This is a genomic window from Plantactinospora mayteni (assembly GCF_016862935.1).
GTDB lineage: Bacteria > Actinomycetota > Actinomycetes > Mycobacteriales > Micromonosporaceae > Plantactinospora > Plantactinospora mayteni.
In genome coordinates this window covers 179,873-197,954 of sequence record NZ_BONX01000012.1, presented here as the reverse complement: position 1 = coordinate 197,954, position 18,082 = coordinate 179,873, and the positions used below count along the sequence as shown (strand labels likewise).

The following is an 18,082-nucleotide window of genomic DNA, read 5'->3' as shown; positions in this document are numbered from 1 at the left end:
ACCAAGACATTGCTCTACCGGCCCGGCCCGGGCAAGGACCGTGGATTGGTGTAAGTGTCGAGTTACTTACAAGGTCGCGACCGATCGTACGATTGTTCCTTCACTCGCTCATCCGCGTATCGGGGTGTGGTGGCACGATGCTGCCCTGGTCAACACCAATTCGGCGGCATCGGGGGCGAACGGTCGGGGAAGCGCGGTTTCATCGATCTTCGTCCGGATTCGCGATTAGACGCGGACGGGTCGCAAGTGTTGCGTCGAAAACTACTCTGTGCCGACAAAGGTGAGCTGCGGTTCACAGTCGCGGGTCGTGACCGCCGCTCGCCACGTGGAGAGGAAGTGGGCCATGCGGCTGCGGCGGGGCTTGCGACTGGGTCTGGTACTGGCGTTGCTGGGGAGCGTCCTGGCGCCGCTGCGCGGATCTCCGGCGTCGGCGGTGACGCTGCCGACCGGGTTCCAGGAGCAGGTGGTGTTCAGCGGGCTGGACCAGCCGACGAACCTCGAGTTCGCCCCGGACGGGCGGGTCTTCGTCGCCGAGAAGGGCGGCCGGATCAAGGTGTACGCCGACCTGGCCGACCCCACCCCGACCGTCTTCGCCGACCTCTCCACCAACGTGCACAACCAGTGGGACCGCGGCCTGCTCGGGCTGGCGCTGCCGGCCGACTTCCCGGCGAACCCGTGGGTCTACGTGCTCTACACCTACGACGCGCCCCCCGGGCGGACCGCTCCGGTGTGGAACGACACCTGCGGCGACGCCAACAACGGCCGCTGCCTGGTCACCGGCCGACTCTCCCGGCTGCGGGCCAGCGGCGACGTGATGACCGGTGCCGAGCAGGTGCTGATCTCCGACTGGTGCCAGCAGTACCCCAGCCACTCCGTCGGCGACCTGCGGTTCGGTGCCGACGGCATGCTCTACGCCACGGCCGGCGACGGCGCCAGCTTCAGCACCACCGACTACGGCCAGTTGGGCAACCCGGCCAACCCGTGCGGCGACCCGCCCGGCGGCACGATGACGCCGCCGACCGCCGAGGGCGGGGCGTTGCGCGCCCAGGACGTCCGGACCAGCGCCGACCCGACCGGGCTGGACGGCACGGTGCTGCGGCTGGACCCGGAGACCGGGGCGGCGGCGCCGGGCAACCCGGCGATCGGCGCGGGCGACCCGAACACCCGGCGGATCGTCGGGTACGGCACCCGCAACCCGTTCCGGTTCACCATCCGGCCGGGTACCAACGAGATCTGGTTCGGCGACGTCGGCTGGAACACCTGGGAGGAGGTCAACCGGATCGTCGACCCGAGGGCGAGGGTCACCAACTTCGGCTGGCCCTGCTATGAGGGTGCCGCCCGGATGAGCAGCTACGACAACGCCAACCTGAACCTCTGCGAGACGCTATACACCGGGGCCGGGCAGACCGCGCCGTACTACACGTACCACCACAGTGCGGCGGTGGTGCCGGGGGAGAACTGCGGGTCGGGCGGGGACGCGGTCTCCGGGCTCGCGTTCTATCCGGGCAGCGGCGGCAGCTATCCGGCGGCGTACGCGGGGGCGCTCTTCTTCGCCGACTACTCGCGCGGCTGCATCTGGGCGATGCGCCCGAGTACCCCGGGCGGGCTGCCGGACCCGGCCAACCTCCAGGCGTTCGGGCAGGCCGCCGCCGGACCGGTCGACCTGGCGATCGGCCCCGGTGCCGAGCTGTACTACGCCGACCTGGGCGGCGGCACCGTACGCCGGATCCGGTACTTCCCGGGCAACCAGCCGCCGACCGCGGTGATCCAGGCGACCCCGACCAGCGGGCCCGCCCCGCTCGACGTCACCTTCGACGGCACCGGCTCCACCGACCCGGACCCGGCCGACGCCGGCCGGCTCAGCTACAAGTGGGACTTCACCAGCGACGGTACGGTCGACGCCACCACCCCGAACGCCACCTACCGCTACCCGACCGCCGGCAGCCACACCGCGACGCTGACCGTCACCGACACGCTGGGCGTCTCGGCCAGCAGCACGGTCACCATCCAGCCCGGCAACGGCGCCCCGACCGCCCTCCTGGACAGTCCGACGGTCGGCACCACCTGGCGGGTCGGCGACACGCTCGACTTCGCCGGCCGGGCCACCGACCCGCAGCAGGGCACCCTGCCGGCGTCGGCGCTGCGCTGGAAGCTGCGGATGGAGCACTGCGAGTCGGTCGGCAACTGCCACACCCACCAGCTCCAGGAGTGGACCGGGGTGGCGTCCGGGTCGTTCGTGGCGCCGGACCACGAGTATCCGTCGTACCTGGAGCTGGAGTTGACCGCCACCGACGGGCAGGGCCTGTCGAACACCGTGGTACGCCGGCTCGACCCCCGGACCGTCGACCTCACCTTCGCCAGCAACCCGCCCGGGCTGCGGCTGAGCGTCGGCGCGACCACCGGGACGGCCCCGTTCACCCGTACCGTGATCGTCGGCTCGACCAACACGGTCAGCGCGCCGAGTCCGCAGACGGTCGACGGGCTGGCGTACTCCTTCACCGGCTGGTCCGACGGTGGCGTGGCGACGCACGTCGTCACCGCGCCCACGACGGCGCTCACCTACACGGCGACGTACGTCGGCGCGGCCGGCTGCGGCACCGCGCCGGGCTACACCTGTGGCACCGAGACCGGCCGGCCCTGGGTGCCGGCCGACACGGTGCTGCCGCTGGCCGGGGACGACGCGGTGACCTCGGTGCCGCTGCCGTTCCCGGTGCCGTTCTTCGGACAGACCTACCGCACCGCCTGGGTCTCCGGAAACGGGTTCGTCTCCTTCCTCGACCCGGGCGGGCCGCAGCCGGCCAACTCGGTGCTGCCGGCGGCCGGCGCGCCGAACGCGGCGCTCTACCCGTTCTGGGACGACCTCTGGGTACGGGCCGACTCCAGTGTCCGGACCGCGGTGACGGGTACCGCGCCGGACCGCCGCTTCGTGGTGGAGTGGCGCAACAGCGGCATGTACGGCTCCACCTCCGCGCGGATCAGCTTCGAGGTGGTGATCGCGGAGAACGGCGAGATCGTCTTCAACTACCGGGACCTGAACACCAGCGGACGGGAGCGGGGCGACTCGGCGACGGTCGGCATCGAGAATCCGACCGGTACGGTCGCGCTGCCGTACTCGGTCAACCAGCCGGCCCTGGTGGACGGTACCTCGGTGGTCTTCCGGCCGACCGGGTCGCAACCCTTCGTAGTCGCCAGGGGTGCCCGCCGCAGCCCCCTGTTTCCTGCCCGATGACCAGGGTGGGGCTGTGCGAACGGTTGACCAGGGTAGCTGATCGGTCGTTAAGGAGCGCCCGGTCAGTTAGCCGCCCTGGTCAACCTCGCGACAGCCCCTCCCGCTACGGACGGTGATCCTGGAGCGCGGCAGCCGCCGACCGTTCGGCGGTGCCGTGGAGGGAGGCAGCCATGTCCCGAGCGGCGCGGCGGAGCTGGGCACTGACCCTGGCGATCGTGCTGGGCGTACCGGTCGTGGTCGGGCTGCCCCCGCTCGAACCCGAACCCGCGGCGGCGATCCCGCCCGGCTTCACCCAGCAGGTGGTCTTCACCGGGCTGACCCGGCCCACCAAGCTGGTCTTCGCGCCGGACGGCCGGATCTTCGTCGCGGAGAAGAGCGGCATCATCAAGGTCTTCGACAGCCTGGCCGACAACACGCCGACGGTCTTCGCCGACCTGCGTCCCAAGGTGTACGACTACGAGGACCTCGGCCTGATCGGCCTGGCCCTGCCACCCACCTTCCCCACCGACCCGTACGTCTACCTCAGCTACACCTACGACGGCGTGGTCGGCGGGAGCGCGCCGACGTACAACGACACCTGCCCGGTGACCGGGAACTGCGAGGCCAGTGCCCGGGTGTCCCGGCTGCGGGCCGACGGTGACGTGATGACCGGCGGCGAGCAGGTGCTGCTGCACGACTGGTGCCACCAGATCGAGAGCCACTCGATCGGTGACCTGGCGTTCGGCCCGGACGGCGCGCTCTACGTCGCCGGCGGGGACGGGGCGTCGGCGACCTTCACCGACTACGGGCAGGCGGGCAACCCGTCGAACCCGTGCGCCGACCCGCCCGCACCGGCCGGTGCCGCGATGACGCCGCCGAGCGCCGAGGGCGGCGCGCTGCGGTCCCAGGACATCCGTACCCCGGCCGACCCGACCGGGCTCTCCGGCACCCTGATCCGGATCTCGCCGACCACCGGGGCGGCACTGCCGGACAACCCGCTGGCGGCGAGCAGCGACCCGAACAACCGGCGGATCCTCGCGTACGGGCTGCGCAACCCGTACCGCTGGACGTTCCGGCCGGGCAGCAACGAGGTCTGGATCGGTGACGTCGGCTGGCGTACCTGGGAGGAGATCAACCGGGTGGTCGACCCGGCGGTCGGGCCGGTCCGCAACTACGGCTGGCCGTGCTACGAGGGGAACGCGCCACAGGGCGGCTACAACGCGGCCAACCTGTCGCTCTGCGAGAGCCTCTATCCGCAAACCGCCGGCACGGTCACCCCGCCGTACTACACCTACCAGCACAGTCAGCAGGTGGTGGCCGGCGACGGCTGCCCGACCGGCGGTTCGTCCCCGGCCGGTGTGGCGTTCTATCCGAGTGGTGGCGGCGGCTATCCGGCGACGTACGCCGGGGCGCTGTTCTTCGCCGACTACTCCCGGGGCTGCATCTGGGCGATGCGGACCGGCACCAACGGGCTGCCCGACCCGGCCCGGATCGTGCCGTTCGCGATCGCCCCCGGCGTGGTGGACCTGCGGATCGGCCCGGAGAACGACCTGTACTACGTCGACCTGCTCGGCGGCACCGTACGCCGGTTCCACTACAGCTCCGGGAACCAGCCGCCGAACGCGGTCGCCGGGGCGACCCCGACCAGCGGAACCGCGCCGCTGGACGTCTCCTTCGACGCCGTCGGCTCGACCGACCCGGACCTGGGCGACATCCTCGAATACCAGTGGGACTTCACCGGCGACGGCACCGTGGACGCGACCGGGCTGAACGTGACCCACCGGTACACCTCGGTGGGCACCTACACCGCCCGGCTGCGGGTGGTCGACTTCGCAGGGCTCAGCGACACCGCGACGGTGCAGATCAGGGTCGGCACCGCCGCCCCGGTACCGGTGATCGAACAGCCGACCGCGGCGCTGCGCTGGGCGACCGGCCAGACGGTCACGTTCAGCGGTGGGGCCACCGACCCGCAGCAGGGCGTGCTGCCGGCCTCGGCGCTCTCCTGGACGCTGGTCAACATGCACTGCACCACCCCGGAGAACTGCCACAGCCATCCGGTACGCGAGCTGACCGGGGTGGCCTCCGGGACGTTCCTGGCCCCGGACCACGAATATCCGTCCTATCTGGAGCTGACGCTGACCGCCACGGACAGCGGTGGGCTGACCGGCAGCACCACGCTCCGGCTGGACCCGAAGACCGTGCAGCTCAAGCTGGCGACCAAGCCCGCCGGGCTGCGGGTCAACCTGAACGGCCGCAGCCTGACCACCCCGAACGCCGTGCAGGTGATCGTCGGCTCGACCAACACGGTCAGCGCGCCCGGGCCGCAGCGGCTCGGCCCGGGGACGTACACCTTCCAGAACTGGTCGGACGGGGATGCCGCGACCCACGTGATCACGGCGCCGGCCGCGACCACCGCCACCTACACCGCCACCTACGACGGCGCGCCGGGTAGCTGCGCGGACGGCTTCGGCTACACGTGTACGACCGCCGGCCGGGCGTACCTGACGTCCGGTCCCACCGAGTTGCCGCTGACCGGGGACAACGACACCGCGTCGGTGGCGCTGCCGTTCTCGTTCCCGTACTACGGGCAGCACCACGCGAAGGCGTGGGTGGACGTGAACGGCGTACTGTCCTTCGTGGACCCGCGCGGTTCCTGGCCGGTGAACCGGGCACTGCCGTACGCCGCGACACCGAACGCCGTGCTCTATCCGTTCTGGGACGACCTGGTGATGCACCCGGAGTCGCGGGTCCGCACCGCACTGCTCGGCAGCACACCGGACCGGCAGTTCGTGGTGGAGTGGAAGGACGTGGGCCTCTCCGGCGCACCGGCCGCGCGGATCAGTTTCCAGGTGGTGCTCTTCGAGTGGGGCCAGATCGTCTTCAACTACGCCGGGCTGAACGCCGGTCGGGAGTTGGGCAACTCGGCGACCATCGGCATCGAGAACCCGACCGGCACCGACGCGGTGCAGTACTCGGTCAACCAGTTGATCCTGGCCGACGGCAAGGCGGTCGTCTTCACCCCGCCGGCCGCGATGGTCGGAACCGCCTCGATCAGCGGCACCACCTCCCGTTGACCAAACCACTACGCTCAAGCCTGGCGATCGGCCCGGCGGAGTCGTTGCGCCGGGCGCTGGTCCGCGACCTGGAGCTGTTCGGCAGCGCCGAGTCGGTCCGGGAGCGCTACCAGGAGCGCTACCTCCCGGGCCAGCAGATCTACCGGACCGAGGCGGACCCGACCACCCGGGCGGACGTACTCGTCGACAACGACGATCTGGCCAACCCGCGCGTACTGCGCTGGCCGACCGGCTAGCCCTTGCTGCCACTGGTAGCGGCCCAGTAAGTCGATCGCGGCATTGTGCTTGCGTTTTTGGTGTTTGTTGGCACATGCTTGAGCTGTGACTGCACGTGAGGACGATCTTCTGACGACCGGCGAGGCGGCAGTGTTGCTCAGGTCGTCCCGTCAGCATGTGGTCGATATGTGTGAACAGGGATTGTTGCCGTACGTCAGAATCGGATCGCATCGCCGCCTGCGTCGCAGCGACGTCGAAGCGGTTCTGCGGCCCGAGTTGACCCGGGATCAGCTCAAGGCGTTGTGGTTGCACCGCGCGGTCGCGGGGCGTCTGGTCAGTGATCCCGACGGGGTGCTGGCGAAGGCGGCGGCAAACCTCGAACGGTTACGCTCAGTACACCCGGACGGAATGGCCGCCAAGTGGCTCGAACGCTGGCGGGAAGTCCTCGACGCCGGGGTGGAGTCGGTCTTGACGGTCCTGACCTCCCGTCGCCCTGACGATGTCGAGTTGCGGCAGAACTCACCGTTCGCAGGCGTCCTGCCCGAGGCCGAGCGTAGAGCGGTGCTGGCGGCATTCACGCAGAGTTGGCGGAGCGACCGGGCGGCATGAGGCGCGAGCAGTTGGAACATGTGTTACGGGCCGCCTCTCAGATCACCGGCGATTCCGAGGTGCTGGTCATCGGCAGCCAGTCCGTGCTGGGTGGGATCGCCGAGGAGGTGCTTCCGCCGGAGGCGACCGCCTCCATCGAGGTGGACGTGGCTTTCTTCGACGATCCCGACGACCAGAAGGCGGATCAGGTCGACGGCGCAATCGGTGAACTCTCCGCCTTCCACGAGATGTACGGCTACTACGCACAGGGCGTGAGCGTTTCGACAGCAGTCTTGCCGACCGGTTGGCGCGACCGGCTCGTCGTGGTGGAGACCGCCAGCACGGCCCCTGGACGAGGCTATCTGCTCGATCCACACGATTGCGTGGTGTCGAAGCTTGTTGCCGGTCGGGAGAAGGACTTCGTCTTCACCGCCGCGCTCATCCGGTGCGGCCTCATCGACCCGAAGGTCGTCGCGGAACGGATCGAGACCCTTGACGTGCCACCCGCCGTACGGCAGCGACTCCGGGACTGGATCGCCTACCATCGCAACCGCTGAACGACGGAAACAGACCGCGACCGTCCAGCAGTGCCAGGACGGCGATCATCTGACGGTCGCGCCGGCCTCGACCCTGCTGCGGCGGCGGGGGAGTCGGGCGTACACCAGTCGGCGCAGCCGGGCGTCGGTGGCCCAGAGCAGCACCCCGGCGACCAGCCCGGCCGTACCGCCCAGCACCAGCAGTTCGACCAGCGGCCCGGCGTCCAGGCCGGTCCGGGCCACCGCCAGCGGCACCAGTGCGGCGGCCACCGCAGCCAGGATCGCCGGCACCGTCGGGGCGAGGAAGGTCACGATCGACGCACTCGCGGCCCGGCGCACGGTGACCCAGACCGCGAGGGCGGTCACCACGACCTGCATGCCGACCCCGGCCACCGCCACCGCGGTCGCCTCGGCGACGTCGCCGTACCCGGTGAAGAGGGTGCCGACGGCGGCCAGGATCGCCACCCCGAGTACGCCCCGGGTCCAGAGGATCGCGGCGAGCTTGCCCGGCTGGCCGATCGCCTGGAGTGCCGGACCGAGCAGCACGCCGTACACGTTGACGGCGCCGAAGAGGCAGAGCAGCCGGAGCGGTACCTCGGTGCCGGCCCACTGCGGACCCAGCAGCGTGACCAGCGGATGCGCCGCCGCCGCGAGGATGCCGAGCACCGGCAGCCCGGCCAGCGCGCCGAGGTGCTGGAGCTGGTTGAGGTGCGCGACCAGCGCCGCCCGGTCCCGCTGCAACCGGGACAGCGACGGCAGCGCCACCTGCTGGAGCGACCGGACCGTCACGTCGACCAGCATGTCCGGCAGCCGGGCGGCCAGCCGGTAGATCCCGGTCGCCACCGGCCCGAAGAAGAGGCCGGTGAAGAGGACGTCCGCCTTGGAGCTGAGCATCAGGCCCAGCCCGGCGTTGGCCGAGTGGGCGGAGAAGACCAGCAGGTCCTTGATGCCGGCCAGCCGGGGCCGGCGGCTCGGCCGCCACGGGCAGACCCACCAGAGCACCACCAGGCCGACCGTCGCGTTCACCAACTGCTGCGCCACCAGGGCCCAGATGCCCGCGCCGGCCAGCGCCAGCACCACCCCGACGGCACCGCTGAGCAGCGAGGCGAGCAGGGTACGGATGGCGACCGCGCGGAACCGCAGCTCCCGGCGCAACACCGCCTCGGGCACGATGGAGAGCCCCTGCAACAGCACCAGCGGGGAGAGCGCGACGCAGATCGCGGTCAGCTCCGGTGCCCGGTTGGCCAGCGCCCACAGTGGACTGGCGGCGGCGGTGAGCCCGCCGATCACCACCCCGGCCAGCACCAGCACCACGAACGCGCCGTCCAGGTGCTCCGGGGTGAGCCTGTCCCGCTGCACGATCGCGGAGACCAGCCCCTGCTGGATCAGCGTCTGCGCGACGGTGATGAAGACGGTGGCCATCGCCACCAGGCCGAACTCGCTCGGCCCGAGTAGCCGGGCGAGCAGGAAGGTCACCAGGATCGACGAGCTGATCCGGCCGGCGGTGAGCACGTACGACCAGCCGATCGCCGAGCGCAGCCGACTGCCGCCGCCCGACGGGGGCGACTCCGGGTCCTCGGCCGGGATGCTGGCTGGCTGCTCCGGAGCCGTCCGGGCGGGCTGGACCGCGGCCACCCTAGGCGCTGCCCTTCGCCGCGCTGGTACGCCGGCGGATCACCCGGCGACGCAGCCGGCCGAGCCGGACCCGGACCCGGCGGGCCCACCAGGTGGCCAGGAACGCCACCGCCGAACTGAGCCGGGTGCCGAGCGGTTCGGAGCCGGTGGAGAGGGTGCGCAGCGTCTCGGCGAGCATCCGCAGCCGGGGCGCCCGGACCCGCTTGCCGCTCTGGGCGAACCAGGCGAGCGCCGAGGCCGGGCTGGCGTCCTTGGCCTGCCGGGTGGAGGCGCCGTGCATCCGGCGCAGGAAGAGCGGCTCGGCCACCTCGTGGATCTCGCCGAGCCGGGCCACCTCGGCGATCAGCGTGTAGTCGGAGGAGAGGAACGGGCGGATCATCCCGGTCCGGCGCAGCGCCGACATCCGGAACACCCCGAAGTGCGCGTGGCAGAGGTTGATGTTCTTCGCCACCCCGGCCACCCGGCGCCACGGCCGGCGGTCGCGCAGGTCCAGCCGGTCGGCGTACGGGCCGATCACCTCGCCGACCTCGTCGATCAGCACCGTACGCGGATAGGCGAGTACGGCGTGCGGCCCGGCCGCGTCCAGCGCCGCCACACAGGTGCCGAGGTACGCCGGCAGGCAGACGTCGTCGTACGCCACCCACTTGAACAGCTCGCCCCGGGCCAGTTCCACCACCCGGGCGTAGTTGACGTGCCCGCCGAAGTTGCGCGGATTGCGGTAGAGCCGGATCCGGGTGTCCTTCGCCGCGTACCGCTGGCAGATCTCCCAGGTCCGGTCGGTGGAGGCGTTGTCGCTGACGATGATCTCGAAGTCGGGGTAGTCCTGGGCGAGCAGGGCGTCGAGGCAGCCTTCGAGATAGCGCTCGGCGTTGTAGAGGGGCACGCCCAGACTCACCCGTGGCGCTGGCTCCATCGTGTCCTCCGCTCAGGCGACCAGCAGCTCGGCGTGCACGCCGAGCTGGCGCAGCGCGGCGTCGATCTCGTCCCGGTAGGCCGGGTTGGTGATGATCACCGATCGGGTGCCGGAGCCGGCGAGGGTGGCCGGATCCCGTACCTCGTGCCCGGTCACCGGTAGGTAGCGGCCCCACTTGCGCGGGTTGACGTCCACCACCGCGGCGAGCCGGCGGTCCGGGTCGGCCAGGTGCAGGAACTGCACCCCGCGCGAACCGGCGCCCCAGAGCACCGGCCGGTCGCCGGCGGCCAGCAGCCGGTCGATGGTGCCGCGCCAGCGCTCCCGTTCGGCGGCGTGCCGGGCGGCGAAGCCGGCGATCGAGCCGAGCTGGCGGTCCCGGTCGGCCAGGTCCGGCAACTCGGCCCCGGGTAGCTCGGTGCCGGGTAGCTCGGCCCCGGGCAGTTCGGCCCCGGGCAGTTCGGTGCCGGCCACCGGCGGTGCCGCGTTCACCGAGATCTCGACGTACCGGAACATGCCGGAGAAGAGCCGGCCGGTGGCGAGTACCCGCCAGCCGGCCCGCTCGACGATCCGGCAGAGCGAGTATCCGTCGAAGTAGGAGACGTGCGGATAGATCACCTCCCAGCCGGCGGTGCTCAGGTCGTAGCCGGCGTCCGGTACCTCCAGGTAGCCGTACACCGGGCGGTCGCCGGCCAGCTCGCGGAGCCGGACCAGGAAGGAGTAGGGGTCGTCCAGGTGCTCGAACCAGTGCCGGGAGGTGACCAGGTCGAACTCTCCGGTGTCGTCGTCCAGCGGTGCGTGCCCCCGGTGGAAGGTCGCGCCGGACGGGTCCGGGCCGGGCGGGCCGGCGTACATCGCGTCGTAGCCGATGCCCCGGCAGCCGGCCACGTGGCACAGCTCGCGGAGGAACTCGCCCTGGCCACAGCCGACGTCCAGCACCGTGCCGCCGCGCAGCGGGAACCGCCCGGCGAGGTGCTTGACCAGTTCCGCCGAGAAGACGCCGAACGCGGGAGAGTGGTGCAGGTTGGTGTCCATGGTGGTGTCGTAGACCAGAACGGCCGGATCGAAGGCGAGGTTGCGGACGTACCCACATTCCGGGCAGTACGCCAGCCACATCCGGCCGAGCGGGCTGGCCAGCGCCTCGGCCCGGCTGGCCCAGTGCACGCCGCAGTAGACCGGGATCTCGCCCAGGTCGGCGAAGGGCACCAGGTCGTGCCGCCCGCAGGCCGTGCACCGGTGTACCGGCTGCCGGCCGCCGGAGCCACCGGCACCGGTCACCGCGTGCTCCAGCGCAGCTCGGCGTCGAGCCGGCCAGCCTCGGTGAGCGCCCGGATCCGGCGCAGCCGCTGGTGCCGCTCGCTCCCGAACGCCTCGATCGTCAGCCCGTACCGCTGGTACGCCTCGACCAGCTCCTCGATCCCCTTGCGTACCGTCCAGCGGGGATGGAAGCCCGGCACCTCCGCCGCGACCAGGTCACAGCTCACCCGGTAGTTGCGGGCGTCCGCCGAGGCACCACCGGCGAAGGTCACCCGGGAGGAGGGCACCACCTCGGCGACGAGTTCGGCGACATCCCGGATCAGGTAGTTCTCGGCGGTGACCCCGATGTTGTACGCCCGGCCGTGCACCGTGCCCCGGTCCGCCTCCAGCAGGGCCAGGAAGGCCGCGCAGATGTCCTCGACGTGCACCAGCGGACGCCAGGCCGAGCCGTCGGAGAGCAGCCGTACCTCGCCGGTGAGCAGGGCGTGCGCGGCGAGGTCGTTGACCACCAGATCGCCACGGAGCCGGGGCGAGAAGCCGTACGCGGTGGCGTTGCGCAGGAACACCGGGGAGAAGTCGTCGTCGGCGAGCGCGGCGACGTCCTGCTCGGCCCGGATCTTCGACTCGCCGTACGGGGTGACCGGTGCGAAGCCGGCGGTCTCGTCCAGCGGCCGGTCGTCGGTGCCGGCACCGTAGAGGCTGCACGAGGAGGAGAAGAGGAACCGGCTCACCCCGGCGGACCTGGCGGCCTCGGCCAGCCGTGCCGTCGCCCGGTGGTTGATCTCGTAGGTCAGCTCCGGGTTGAGGTTGCCGATCGGGTCGTTGCAGAGCGCGGCGAGGTGGCAGACCGCGTCGAATCCGGCGAGCTGCTCCGGCCGGACGTCCCGCAGGTCCATCGCGAGCGAGGGCACGGCAGCCGGTGCCGGACCGAGCAGGCAGTCGGCGTAGTAGTCGGTGTCCAGCCCGGTCACGTCGTGCCCGGCGGCGCGCAGCATCGGGGTGAGTACGCCGCCGAGGTAACCATGGTGGCCGGTCACGAGAACACGCACGGCAAAGCTCCCGTCGTCGCGCGGGTGAGAAGGCGAGTTTATGGGTGGCCCACTGACCGGCCGGGCTATTGTCGGACTTTTTACTCAACCACTCCCGCCGCGCCGGAGTGCTGGTTAGCGTGGCGCGCAGGCGGGCGGGCGCCGCGCCGGTATTCCGATCATATCGGGGTGGGTGGGGCATGACCGATGCCAAATGCCGGCTGTGTGCGGCGGTATTGACCGAAACGTTTGTCGACCTGGGCATGTCGCCGCTCTGCGAGAGCTATCTGGGCGCCGATCGACTCGATTCGGCCGAGACCTTCTATCCACTGCACGTCCGAATCTGTTCGAACTGTCTGCTCGTGCAACTTCCGGCGTACGTGTCCGGAGAGGAAATCTTTTCCGACTATGCCTATTTCTCGTCGTATTCCGACTCGTGGGTGGCGCACGCCAGGCGGTACGCCGACACGATGACCGAGGCGCTCGGGCTCGGGCCGGACAGCCTGGTGACCGAGGTGGCGAGCAACGACGGATACCTGCTCCAGCACTTCGTCGCCAAGGGGGTGCCGGTGCTCGGGGTGGAGCCGGCCGGCAACGTCGCCGAGGTGGCCCGGCGCCGGGGCATCCGGACCGAGGTACGGTTCCTGGGCGCCGAGACCGGTGCCGAGCTGGCGCAGCGCTACGGCCGGGCCGACCTGGTGGCCGCCAACAACGTCTACGCGCACGTGCCCGACCTGATCGGGTTCACCGCCGGGCTGGCCGCGCTGGTCAAGCCGACCGGGCTGGTCACCTGCGAGGTGCCGCACCTGCTGCGGCTGATCGAGCGCCGGCAGTACGACACCATCTACCACGAGCACTATCAATACCTGACCCTGCGTACCGCGATGCGGGCGCTGGCCACCGCCGGGCTGATCGTGGTCGACGTGGACGAGCTGTCGTCGCACGGCGGTTCGCTGCGGCTGCACGCCCGGCCGGCCGCGGCGGCGGGGGAGCCGTCCGGCAACGTCAAGTCGGTGCTGGACGCCGAGACCGAGGCCGGGCTGCACACCGTCGCCGGGCACCTCGGCTTCGCCGACGCCGTCTTCGACATCAAGCGGGAGCTGCTCGACTTCCTGCTCACCGCACGGGCCCAGGGCCTGCGGGTGGTCGGCTACGGGGCACCGGGCAAGGGCAACACGCTGCTCAACCACTGCGGCATCCGGTCCGACCTGGTGGGATACACGGTGGACCGCAGCCCGCACAAGCAGGGGAAGTTCCTGCCCGGTACGCACATCCCGATCCACCCGCCGGAGCGGATCGCCGAGGACCGCCCCGACTACGTACTCGTGCTGCCCTGGAACCTGCGCACCGAGATCTCCGCCCAGCTCGCCTACGTACGGCACTGGGGCGGGCGACTGGTCTTCCCGATCCCCGCCCTGGAGGTGGTGTGATGAAGGTCGTCCTCTTCTGCGGCGGCCTGGGGATGCGGATGCGCGAGGACGCGGCCTCGGCGCCGAAGCCGATGGCGATGATCGGGGACCGCCCGCTGCTCTGGCACGTGATGCGCTACTACGCCCACTTCGGGCACACCGACTTCATCCTCTGCCTCGGCTACGGCGCCGTCGCGGTCAAGGACTACTTCCTGCGGTACGACGAGACGCTCTCCAACGACTTCAGCCTCGCCATGGACGGCAGGGACGTGCGGCTCTTCTCCGCCGACATCACCGACTGGAACATCACCTTCATCGACACCGGCCTTGGGGCCAGCATCGGTGAGCGGCTGATCCGGGTCCGCCCGTACGTCGAGGACGAGCCGATGTTCCTGGCCAACTACGCGGACACCCTGACCGACGCGCCGCTGCCGGAGATGATCGACCGGTTCCGCTTCACCGACGCGGTGGCCAGCCTGCTCGCCGTACCGGTGCAGTCGACGCACCACGTCATCGACATCGCCCCCGGCGACCAGGTCACCCGGGTACGCCCGATCCGCGAGCTGATGCAGTGGGAGAACGGCGGCTACTTCATCCTGCGTCCGGAGATCTTCGACGTGCTCCGCGAGGGGGAGGACCTGGTGCCGCAGGCGTTCGACCGGCTGCTGCCGGAGCAACGGCTGATCGCCCAGCGCTACACCGGGTTCTGGCGGGCCGCCGACACCTTCAAGGACCGGGCCGAGCTGGAGCAGCTCTACCACTCGGCCCGCTGCCCGTGGATGCTCTGGGACGCCAACCGCAACCGGGGCCGTCGGCCGGCGACCCTTGAGCCGGTACTCGCCGCCACAGGCAGCGCCGGTGCGCCCCGCGACCTGGGGCTGACCGGCTGATGGTGCCGCTGCGCCTCTCCGCCGCCCGCTCGGTGGTGCTGCTCGGGGCACATCCGGACGACATCGAGATCGGGGCCGGCGGCCTGCTGCTCGCCCTCGGCGACGTACCCGGGCTCCGGGTGCACTACGTGCTGCTCACCGGCACCCCCGCCCGGCAGGCCGAGGCCCGGTCGGCGGCCGGGGCCTTCCTGCCCGGTGCCCGGCTCAGTTTCGCCCTGCACGACCTGCCGGACGGCCGGGTGCCGGCCCGATGGGGCGAGGCGAAGGAGATCGTGGACGCCGCCGCCGCGGCCCTGAACGCCGACCTGGTACTGGCGCCCAGCCCGGACGACGCGCACCAGGACCACCACACACTCGCCGCCCTGGTGCCCACGTCGTTTCGGGACGCCACGGTGTTGTACTACGAGATCCCCAAGTGGGACGGCGACCTGGGCCGGCGCAACGTCTACCTGCCCCTGACCGAGCAGCGGGTACGCCGCAAGGTCGAGCTGCTGCACGCGAGCTATCCGTCCCAGAAGGCCCGGGACTGGTGGGACGACGAGGTGTTCCTCGGGCTGGCCCGGCTGCGGGGGATGGAGTGCCGGTCCCGGTACGCCGAGGCGTTCCGGTGCGAGAAGGCGGTGATCGAGCAGTGACCGAAGCGAGCGAGAAGATCGAGTCGGGCACCCGGACCAGAGCGGTGTCGGCGTGCCTGTTCGGGGTGCCCGGCGCACACCTGAACCTGGGTGTCGGCGCGCTGCGGGCGGCGACCCTGGGCGGGCTGCTGGCCCGGGAACCGGGCGCGGCCGTCACCGTCTTCGACGACGGTTGGGGGCAGCGCGCCGGGCACACCTTCGTGGCCGGCCGGCCGGTGCCGATCTCGCTGGCCGGTGCCCGGCACTCGCGCCGCTACCACCGGCCGGAGTCCTACCTCAACATGCGGATCAGTGCGGCGCTGGGCGGGCTCGGCAACGCCGGGCTGGCCCGGATCGACGCCGCCGACGTGGTACTCGACGTCAGCGGCGGGGACAGCTTCAGCGACATCTACGGCGAGCACCGGTTCCGTTCCGTGGCCTGGCCGAAGCGGTTGGCGCTGCTCCGGCGCCGCCCGCTGGTGTTGCTGCCGCAGACGTACGGGCCGTTCCGGTCGGCGCGGCTGCGGGCCGAGGCGGCGGCGCTGGTCCGGGGCGCCCGGACCGCCTGGGCCCGGGATCCGGAGAGCTACGCGGCCCTGGCCGACCTGCTCGGCCCCGACCTCGACCCGGGGCGGCACCGGGAGGGCGTGGACGTGGCGTTCGCGCTGGAGCCGAGGGTGCCGGACGAGCCGGCGTACCAGCGGTTGGCGGGGTGGTTCGAGGCGGATCCGGGGCCGGTGGCCGGGATCAACGTGAGCGGGCTGATGTCCCGGCCGGAGGGGCGGGTCCAGTTCGGACTGGCCGGGGACACCTCCCGGGTCGCCAACCGGCTCTGCGCACGCCTGCTGGACCAGCCGGACACCCGGGTGATCATCGTCCCGCACGTACTCACCCCGAACGGGGCCGACGACGACCGGGTGGCCAGCGAGCGGCTCTACGCGGCACTCGCCCCCCGGTACGGTGACCGGGTCGGGCTCGCCCCGGCCGGGCTGGACCCGCACCAGAGCAAGTGGGTGATCGGGCACACGAGCTGGTTCTGCGGGATGCGGATGCACTCGACGATCGCGGCGCTCTCCTCCGGCGTACCGGCGGCGGTGGTGGCGTACAGCGACAAGGCGCGGGGCGTCTTCGCCAGCGTGGGGCAGCGCCGGCACGTCGCCGACGCCCGCCGGCTCGCCGACGACGCACTGCTGGACGCGCTCTGGACCTCCTGGACCGCCCGGGCCGAGACCGCCGCCGAACTGGCCGTCCGGACTCCGGACGCGGTCGGCCGGGCCGCCGCCCAGATGGACGAGTTCGTGGCGCTGGCCCGGGCCGAGCGGGACCGCCGAGCGCCGGCCGGGGTGCGCTGATGGTGCGGCCCCGCACCGTGCACGACGTCGCGTCCGGCAAGCTCTGCACCGGCTGCGGGGTCTGCGCGTATCTGGCGCCGGACGAGGTGCGGATGGTCGACGTACTCGACCACGGCCGGCGGCCGTTGCCGATCACCCCGGTCGGGTCCGGTGCCGCCGGTCCCGGTGCGGCGACGGCGCTGGACTGCTGCCCGGGGGTGCGGCTGGCGCACGGCAGCAGCCGGCCGGCGCCGGGCGAGATCCCCGAACTGCGCGCGGCCTGGGGACCGGTCCGGGCGATCTGGGAGGGGTACGCGGCCGACCCCGCGATCCGGTACGCCGGCTCCAGCGGTGGGGTGGCGACCGCACTGGCCGGACACTGCCTGACCGGCGAAGGGATGGCCGGAGTACTGCACATCGGCGCCCGGGCCGACGTGCCGTACCTGAACGAGACCCGACTCTCCCGTACCCCGGCCGAACTGCTGGCGAACGCCGGCTCCCGGTACGCCCCGGCGAGCCCCTGCGACCGGCTGGACCTGGTCGAGTCGGCCGAGGCGCCGTGCGTCTTCGTCGGCAAGCCCTGCGACGTGGCGGCGGTCCGGATGGCCCGGCAGGTCCGGCCGGAGCTGGACCGGAAGCTCGGGCTGACCATCGCGATCTTCTGCGCCGGCACCCCCACCACCCGGGGTACCCTGGAGATGCTGGACCGGCTCGGTGTCGCCGACCCGACCCGGCTGGAGTCGGTGCACTACCGGGGTGCCGGCTGGCCCGGATCGGCCCGGGCCCGGCTGGTCGACGACCCGCCGGAGGAGCGGCGCGAGCTGAGCTACGCCGAGTCCTGGGGCGACATCCTCCAGCAGCACCGGCAGTGGCGCTGTTACCTCTGCGCCGACCACACCGGCGAGTTCGCCGACGTGGCGGTCGGCGACCCGTGGTACAGGCCGACCGGCGACGACCCGGGCCAGTCCCTGGTGCTGGCCCGCACCGAGCGCGGGGTACGGCTGGTCGAGGCCGCCATCGCGGCCGGCGCGCTGGTGCTGACCCCGGTGACCGCCGACATCCTGCCCGCCTCGCAGCCGAACCTGCTCCGGGCCCGGGGTGCGGTGTGGGGGCGGCTCGGCACGCTCCGGGTCGCCGGCCTGATGACGCCCCGGCTGCGGAACCTGCCGATGGCCGGGCTCTGGTGGCGGCACCTGTCGACGGTCGAGAAGCTCCGCTCCACCCTCGGTACGCTGCGCCGGATCGGTCGCAAGCGGCTGCGCGAGCCGGCGGTGCTGGAGCCGCACCGGCCGCCGAGCCGGGCCGGGGCGGCGCCGACGGTTCCGGCGCCCGCGCCCGGTGCGCGGGTCCCGGCGGACCCGGCGCAGACCACCGGCTGACCCCGGC

General features: G+C 71.9%; 14 protein-coding genes. 10 read left to right on the top strand and 4 right to left on the bottom strand.

The window, feature by feature from the left end; translation table 11 throughout:
• Nucleotides 1-307: 307 nt before the first annotated feature.
• The 5 genes from Pma05_RS11915 to Pma05_RS11895 all read left to right on the top strand — a co-directional run bounded on the left by Pma05_RS11915 (nucleotide 308) and on the right by Pma05_RS11895 (nucleotide 7,643).
• Nucleotides 308-3,229, top strand: coding sequence for a PQQ-dependent sugar dehydrogenase (locus tag Pma05_RS11915; protein WP_239312219.1), 2,922 nt, complete (start codon nucleotides 308-310; stop codon nucleotides 3,227-3,229).
• Between the two features lie 170 nt (nucleotides 3,230-3,399).
• Nucleotides 3,400-6,282: a PQQ-dependent sugar dehydrogenase gene (locus tag Pma05_RS11910; protein WP_203857410.1), complete on the top strand. Its 2,883-nt coding sequence runs from the start codon at nucleotides 3,400-3,402 to the stop codon at nucleotides 6,280-6,282.
• Nucleotides 6,279-6,518 (top strand): nucleoside/nucleotide kinase family protein, encoded by a 240-nt coding sequence (locus tag Pma05_RS11905; protein WP_203857409.1) that lies wholly within the window; start codon nucleotides 6,279-6,281, stop codon nucleotides 6,516-6,518. The genes Pma05_RS11910 and Pma05_RS11905 overlap by 4 nt, the downstream gene beginning before the upstream one ends.
• An 85-nt stretch (nucleotides 6,519-6,603) precedes the next feature.
• Nucleotides 6,604-7,107 (top strand): helix-turn-helix domain-containing protein, encoded by a 504-nt coding sequence (locus Pma05_RS11900; RefSeq protein WP_203857408.1) that lies wholly within the window; start codon nucleotides 6,604-6,606, stop codon nucleotides 7,105-7,107.
• 20 nt (nucleotides 7,108-7,127) lie between these two features.
• Nucleotides 7,128-7,643, top strand: a complete 516-nt coding sequence (locus tag Pma05_RS11895) for a DUF6036 family nucleotidyltransferase (RefSeq protein WP_239312260.1) — start codon at nucleotides 7,128-7,130, stop codon at nucleotides 7,641-7,643.
• 45 nt (nucleotides 7,644-7,688) lie between these two features.
• On the opposite strand, the gene Pma05_RS11890 is transcribed toward Pma05_RS11895, so the two are convergent.
• From Pma05_RS11890 to Pma05_RS11875, 4 genes are read right to left on the bottom strand one after another with little or no spacing between them, the layout of a single operon-like run.
• Nucleotides 7,689-9,257: a lipopolysaccharide biosynthesis protein gene (locus Pma05_RS11890; RefSeq protein WP_203857406.1), complete on the bottom strand. Its 1,569-nt coding sequence runs from the start codon at nucleotides 9,255-9,257 to the stop codon at nucleotides 7,689-7,691.
• Nucleotide 9,258: 1 nt separating this feature from the next.
• Nucleotides 9,259-10,170, bottom strand: a complete 912-nt coding sequence (locus Pma05_RS11885) for a glycosyltransferase family 2 protein (protein ID WP_203857405.1) — start codon at nucleotides 10,168-10,170, stop codon at nucleotides 9,259-9,261.
• A 12-nt stretch (nucleotides 10,171-10,182) separates the two neighbouring features.
• On the bottom strand, nucleotides 10,183-11,445 hold the full coding sequence (locus tag Pma05_RS11880) for a class I SAM-dependent methyltransferase (RefSeq protein ID WP_203857404.1): 1,263 nt from the start codon (nucleotides 11,443-11,445) through the stop codon (nucleotides 10,183-10,185).
• Entirely contained in the window at nucleotides 11,442-12,473 is a 1,032-nt protein-coding gene (locus Pma05_RS11875) for an NAD-dependent epimerase/dehydratase family protein (RefSeq protein ID WP_239312217.1), read from the bottom strand. The genes Pma05_RS11880 and Pma05_RS11875 overlap by 4 nt, the downstream gene beginning before the upstream one ends.
• Nucleotides 12,474-12,652: 179 nt before the next feature.
• Between Pma05_RS11875 and Pma05_RS11870 the strand changes: the two genes are divergently transcribed.
• The 5 genes from Pma05_RS11870 to Pma05_RS11850 are packed head-to-tail and all read left to right on the top strand — an operon-like array spanning nucleotide 12,653 to nucleotide 18,075.
• Nucleotides 12,653-13,882, top strand: a complete 1,230-nt coding sequence (locus tag Pma05_RS11870) for a class I SAM-dependent methyltransferase (protein ID WP_203857403.1) — start codon at nucleotides 12,653-12,655, stop codon at nucleotides 13,880-13,882.
• Entirely contained in the window at nucleotides 13,882-14,751 is an 870-nt protein-coding gene (locus Pma05_RS11865; RefSeq protein WP_239312215.1) for a glycosyltransferase family protein, read from the top strand. Before Pma05_RS11870 ends, Pma05_RS11865 begins: the two co-directional genes overlap by 1 nt.
• The gene (locus Pma05_RS11860) at nucleotides 14,751-15,386 is read left to right on the top strand and encodes a PIG-L deacetylase family protein (RefSeq protein WP_203857402.1); all 636 of its coding nucleotides are present in this window, start codon (nucleotides 14,751-14,753) and stop codon (nucleotides 15,384-15,386) included. Before Pma05_RS11865 ends, Pma05_RS11860 begins: the two co-directional genes overlap by 1 nt.
• On the top strand, nucleotides 15,383-16,717 hold the full coding sequence (locus Pma05_RS11855) for a polysaccharide pyruvyl transferase family protein (protein WP_203857401.1): 1,335 nt from the start codon (nucleotides 15,383-15,385) through the stop codon (nucleotides 16,715-16,717). The genes Pma05_RS11860 and Pma05_RS11855 overlap by 4 nt, the downstream gene beginning before the upstream one ends.
• Nucleotides 16,717-18,075 carry a Coenzyme F420 hydrogenase/dehydrogenase, beta subunit C-terminal domain gene (locus tag Pma05_RS11850; protein ID WP_203857400.1) on the top strand — a complete coding sequence of 453 codons (1,359 nt, stop codon included), beginning with the start codon at nucleotides 16,717-16,719 and terminating at the stop codon, nucleotides 18,073-18,075. The genes Pma05_RS11855 and Pma05_RS11850 overlap by 1 nt, the downstream gene beginning before the upstream one ends.
• The last annotated feature ends 7 nt before the right edge of the window (nucleotides 18,076-18,082 follow it).

Bases quoted from the DNA above. Each gene is read 5' to 3' on its own strand.
- Pma05_RS11850 (WP_203857400.1), top strand. From the start codon at position 16,717: ATGGTGCGGCCCCGCACCGTGCACGACGTCGCGTCCGGCAAGCTCTGC.
- Pma05_RS11910 (WP_203857410.1), top strand. From the start codon at position 3,400: ATGTCCCGAGCGGCGCGGCGGAGCTGGGCACTGACCCTGGCGATCGTG.
- Pma05_RS11865 (WP_239312215.1), top strand. From the start codon at position 13,882: ATGAAGGTCGTCCTCTTCTGCGGCGGCCTGGGGATGCGGATGCGCGAG.
- Pma05_RS11860 (WP_203857402.1), top strand. From the start codon at position 14,751: ATGGTGCCGCTGCGCCTCTCCGCCGCCCGCTCGGTGGTGCTGCTCGGG.
- Pma05_RS11885 (WP_203857405.1), bottom strand. From the start codon at position 10,170: ATGGAGCCAGCGCCACGGGTGAGTCTGGGCGTGCCCCTCTACAACGCC.
- Pma05_RS11870 (WP_203857403.1), top strand. From the start codon at position 12,653: ATGACCGATGCCAAATGCCGGCTGTGTGCGGCGGTATTGACCGAAACG.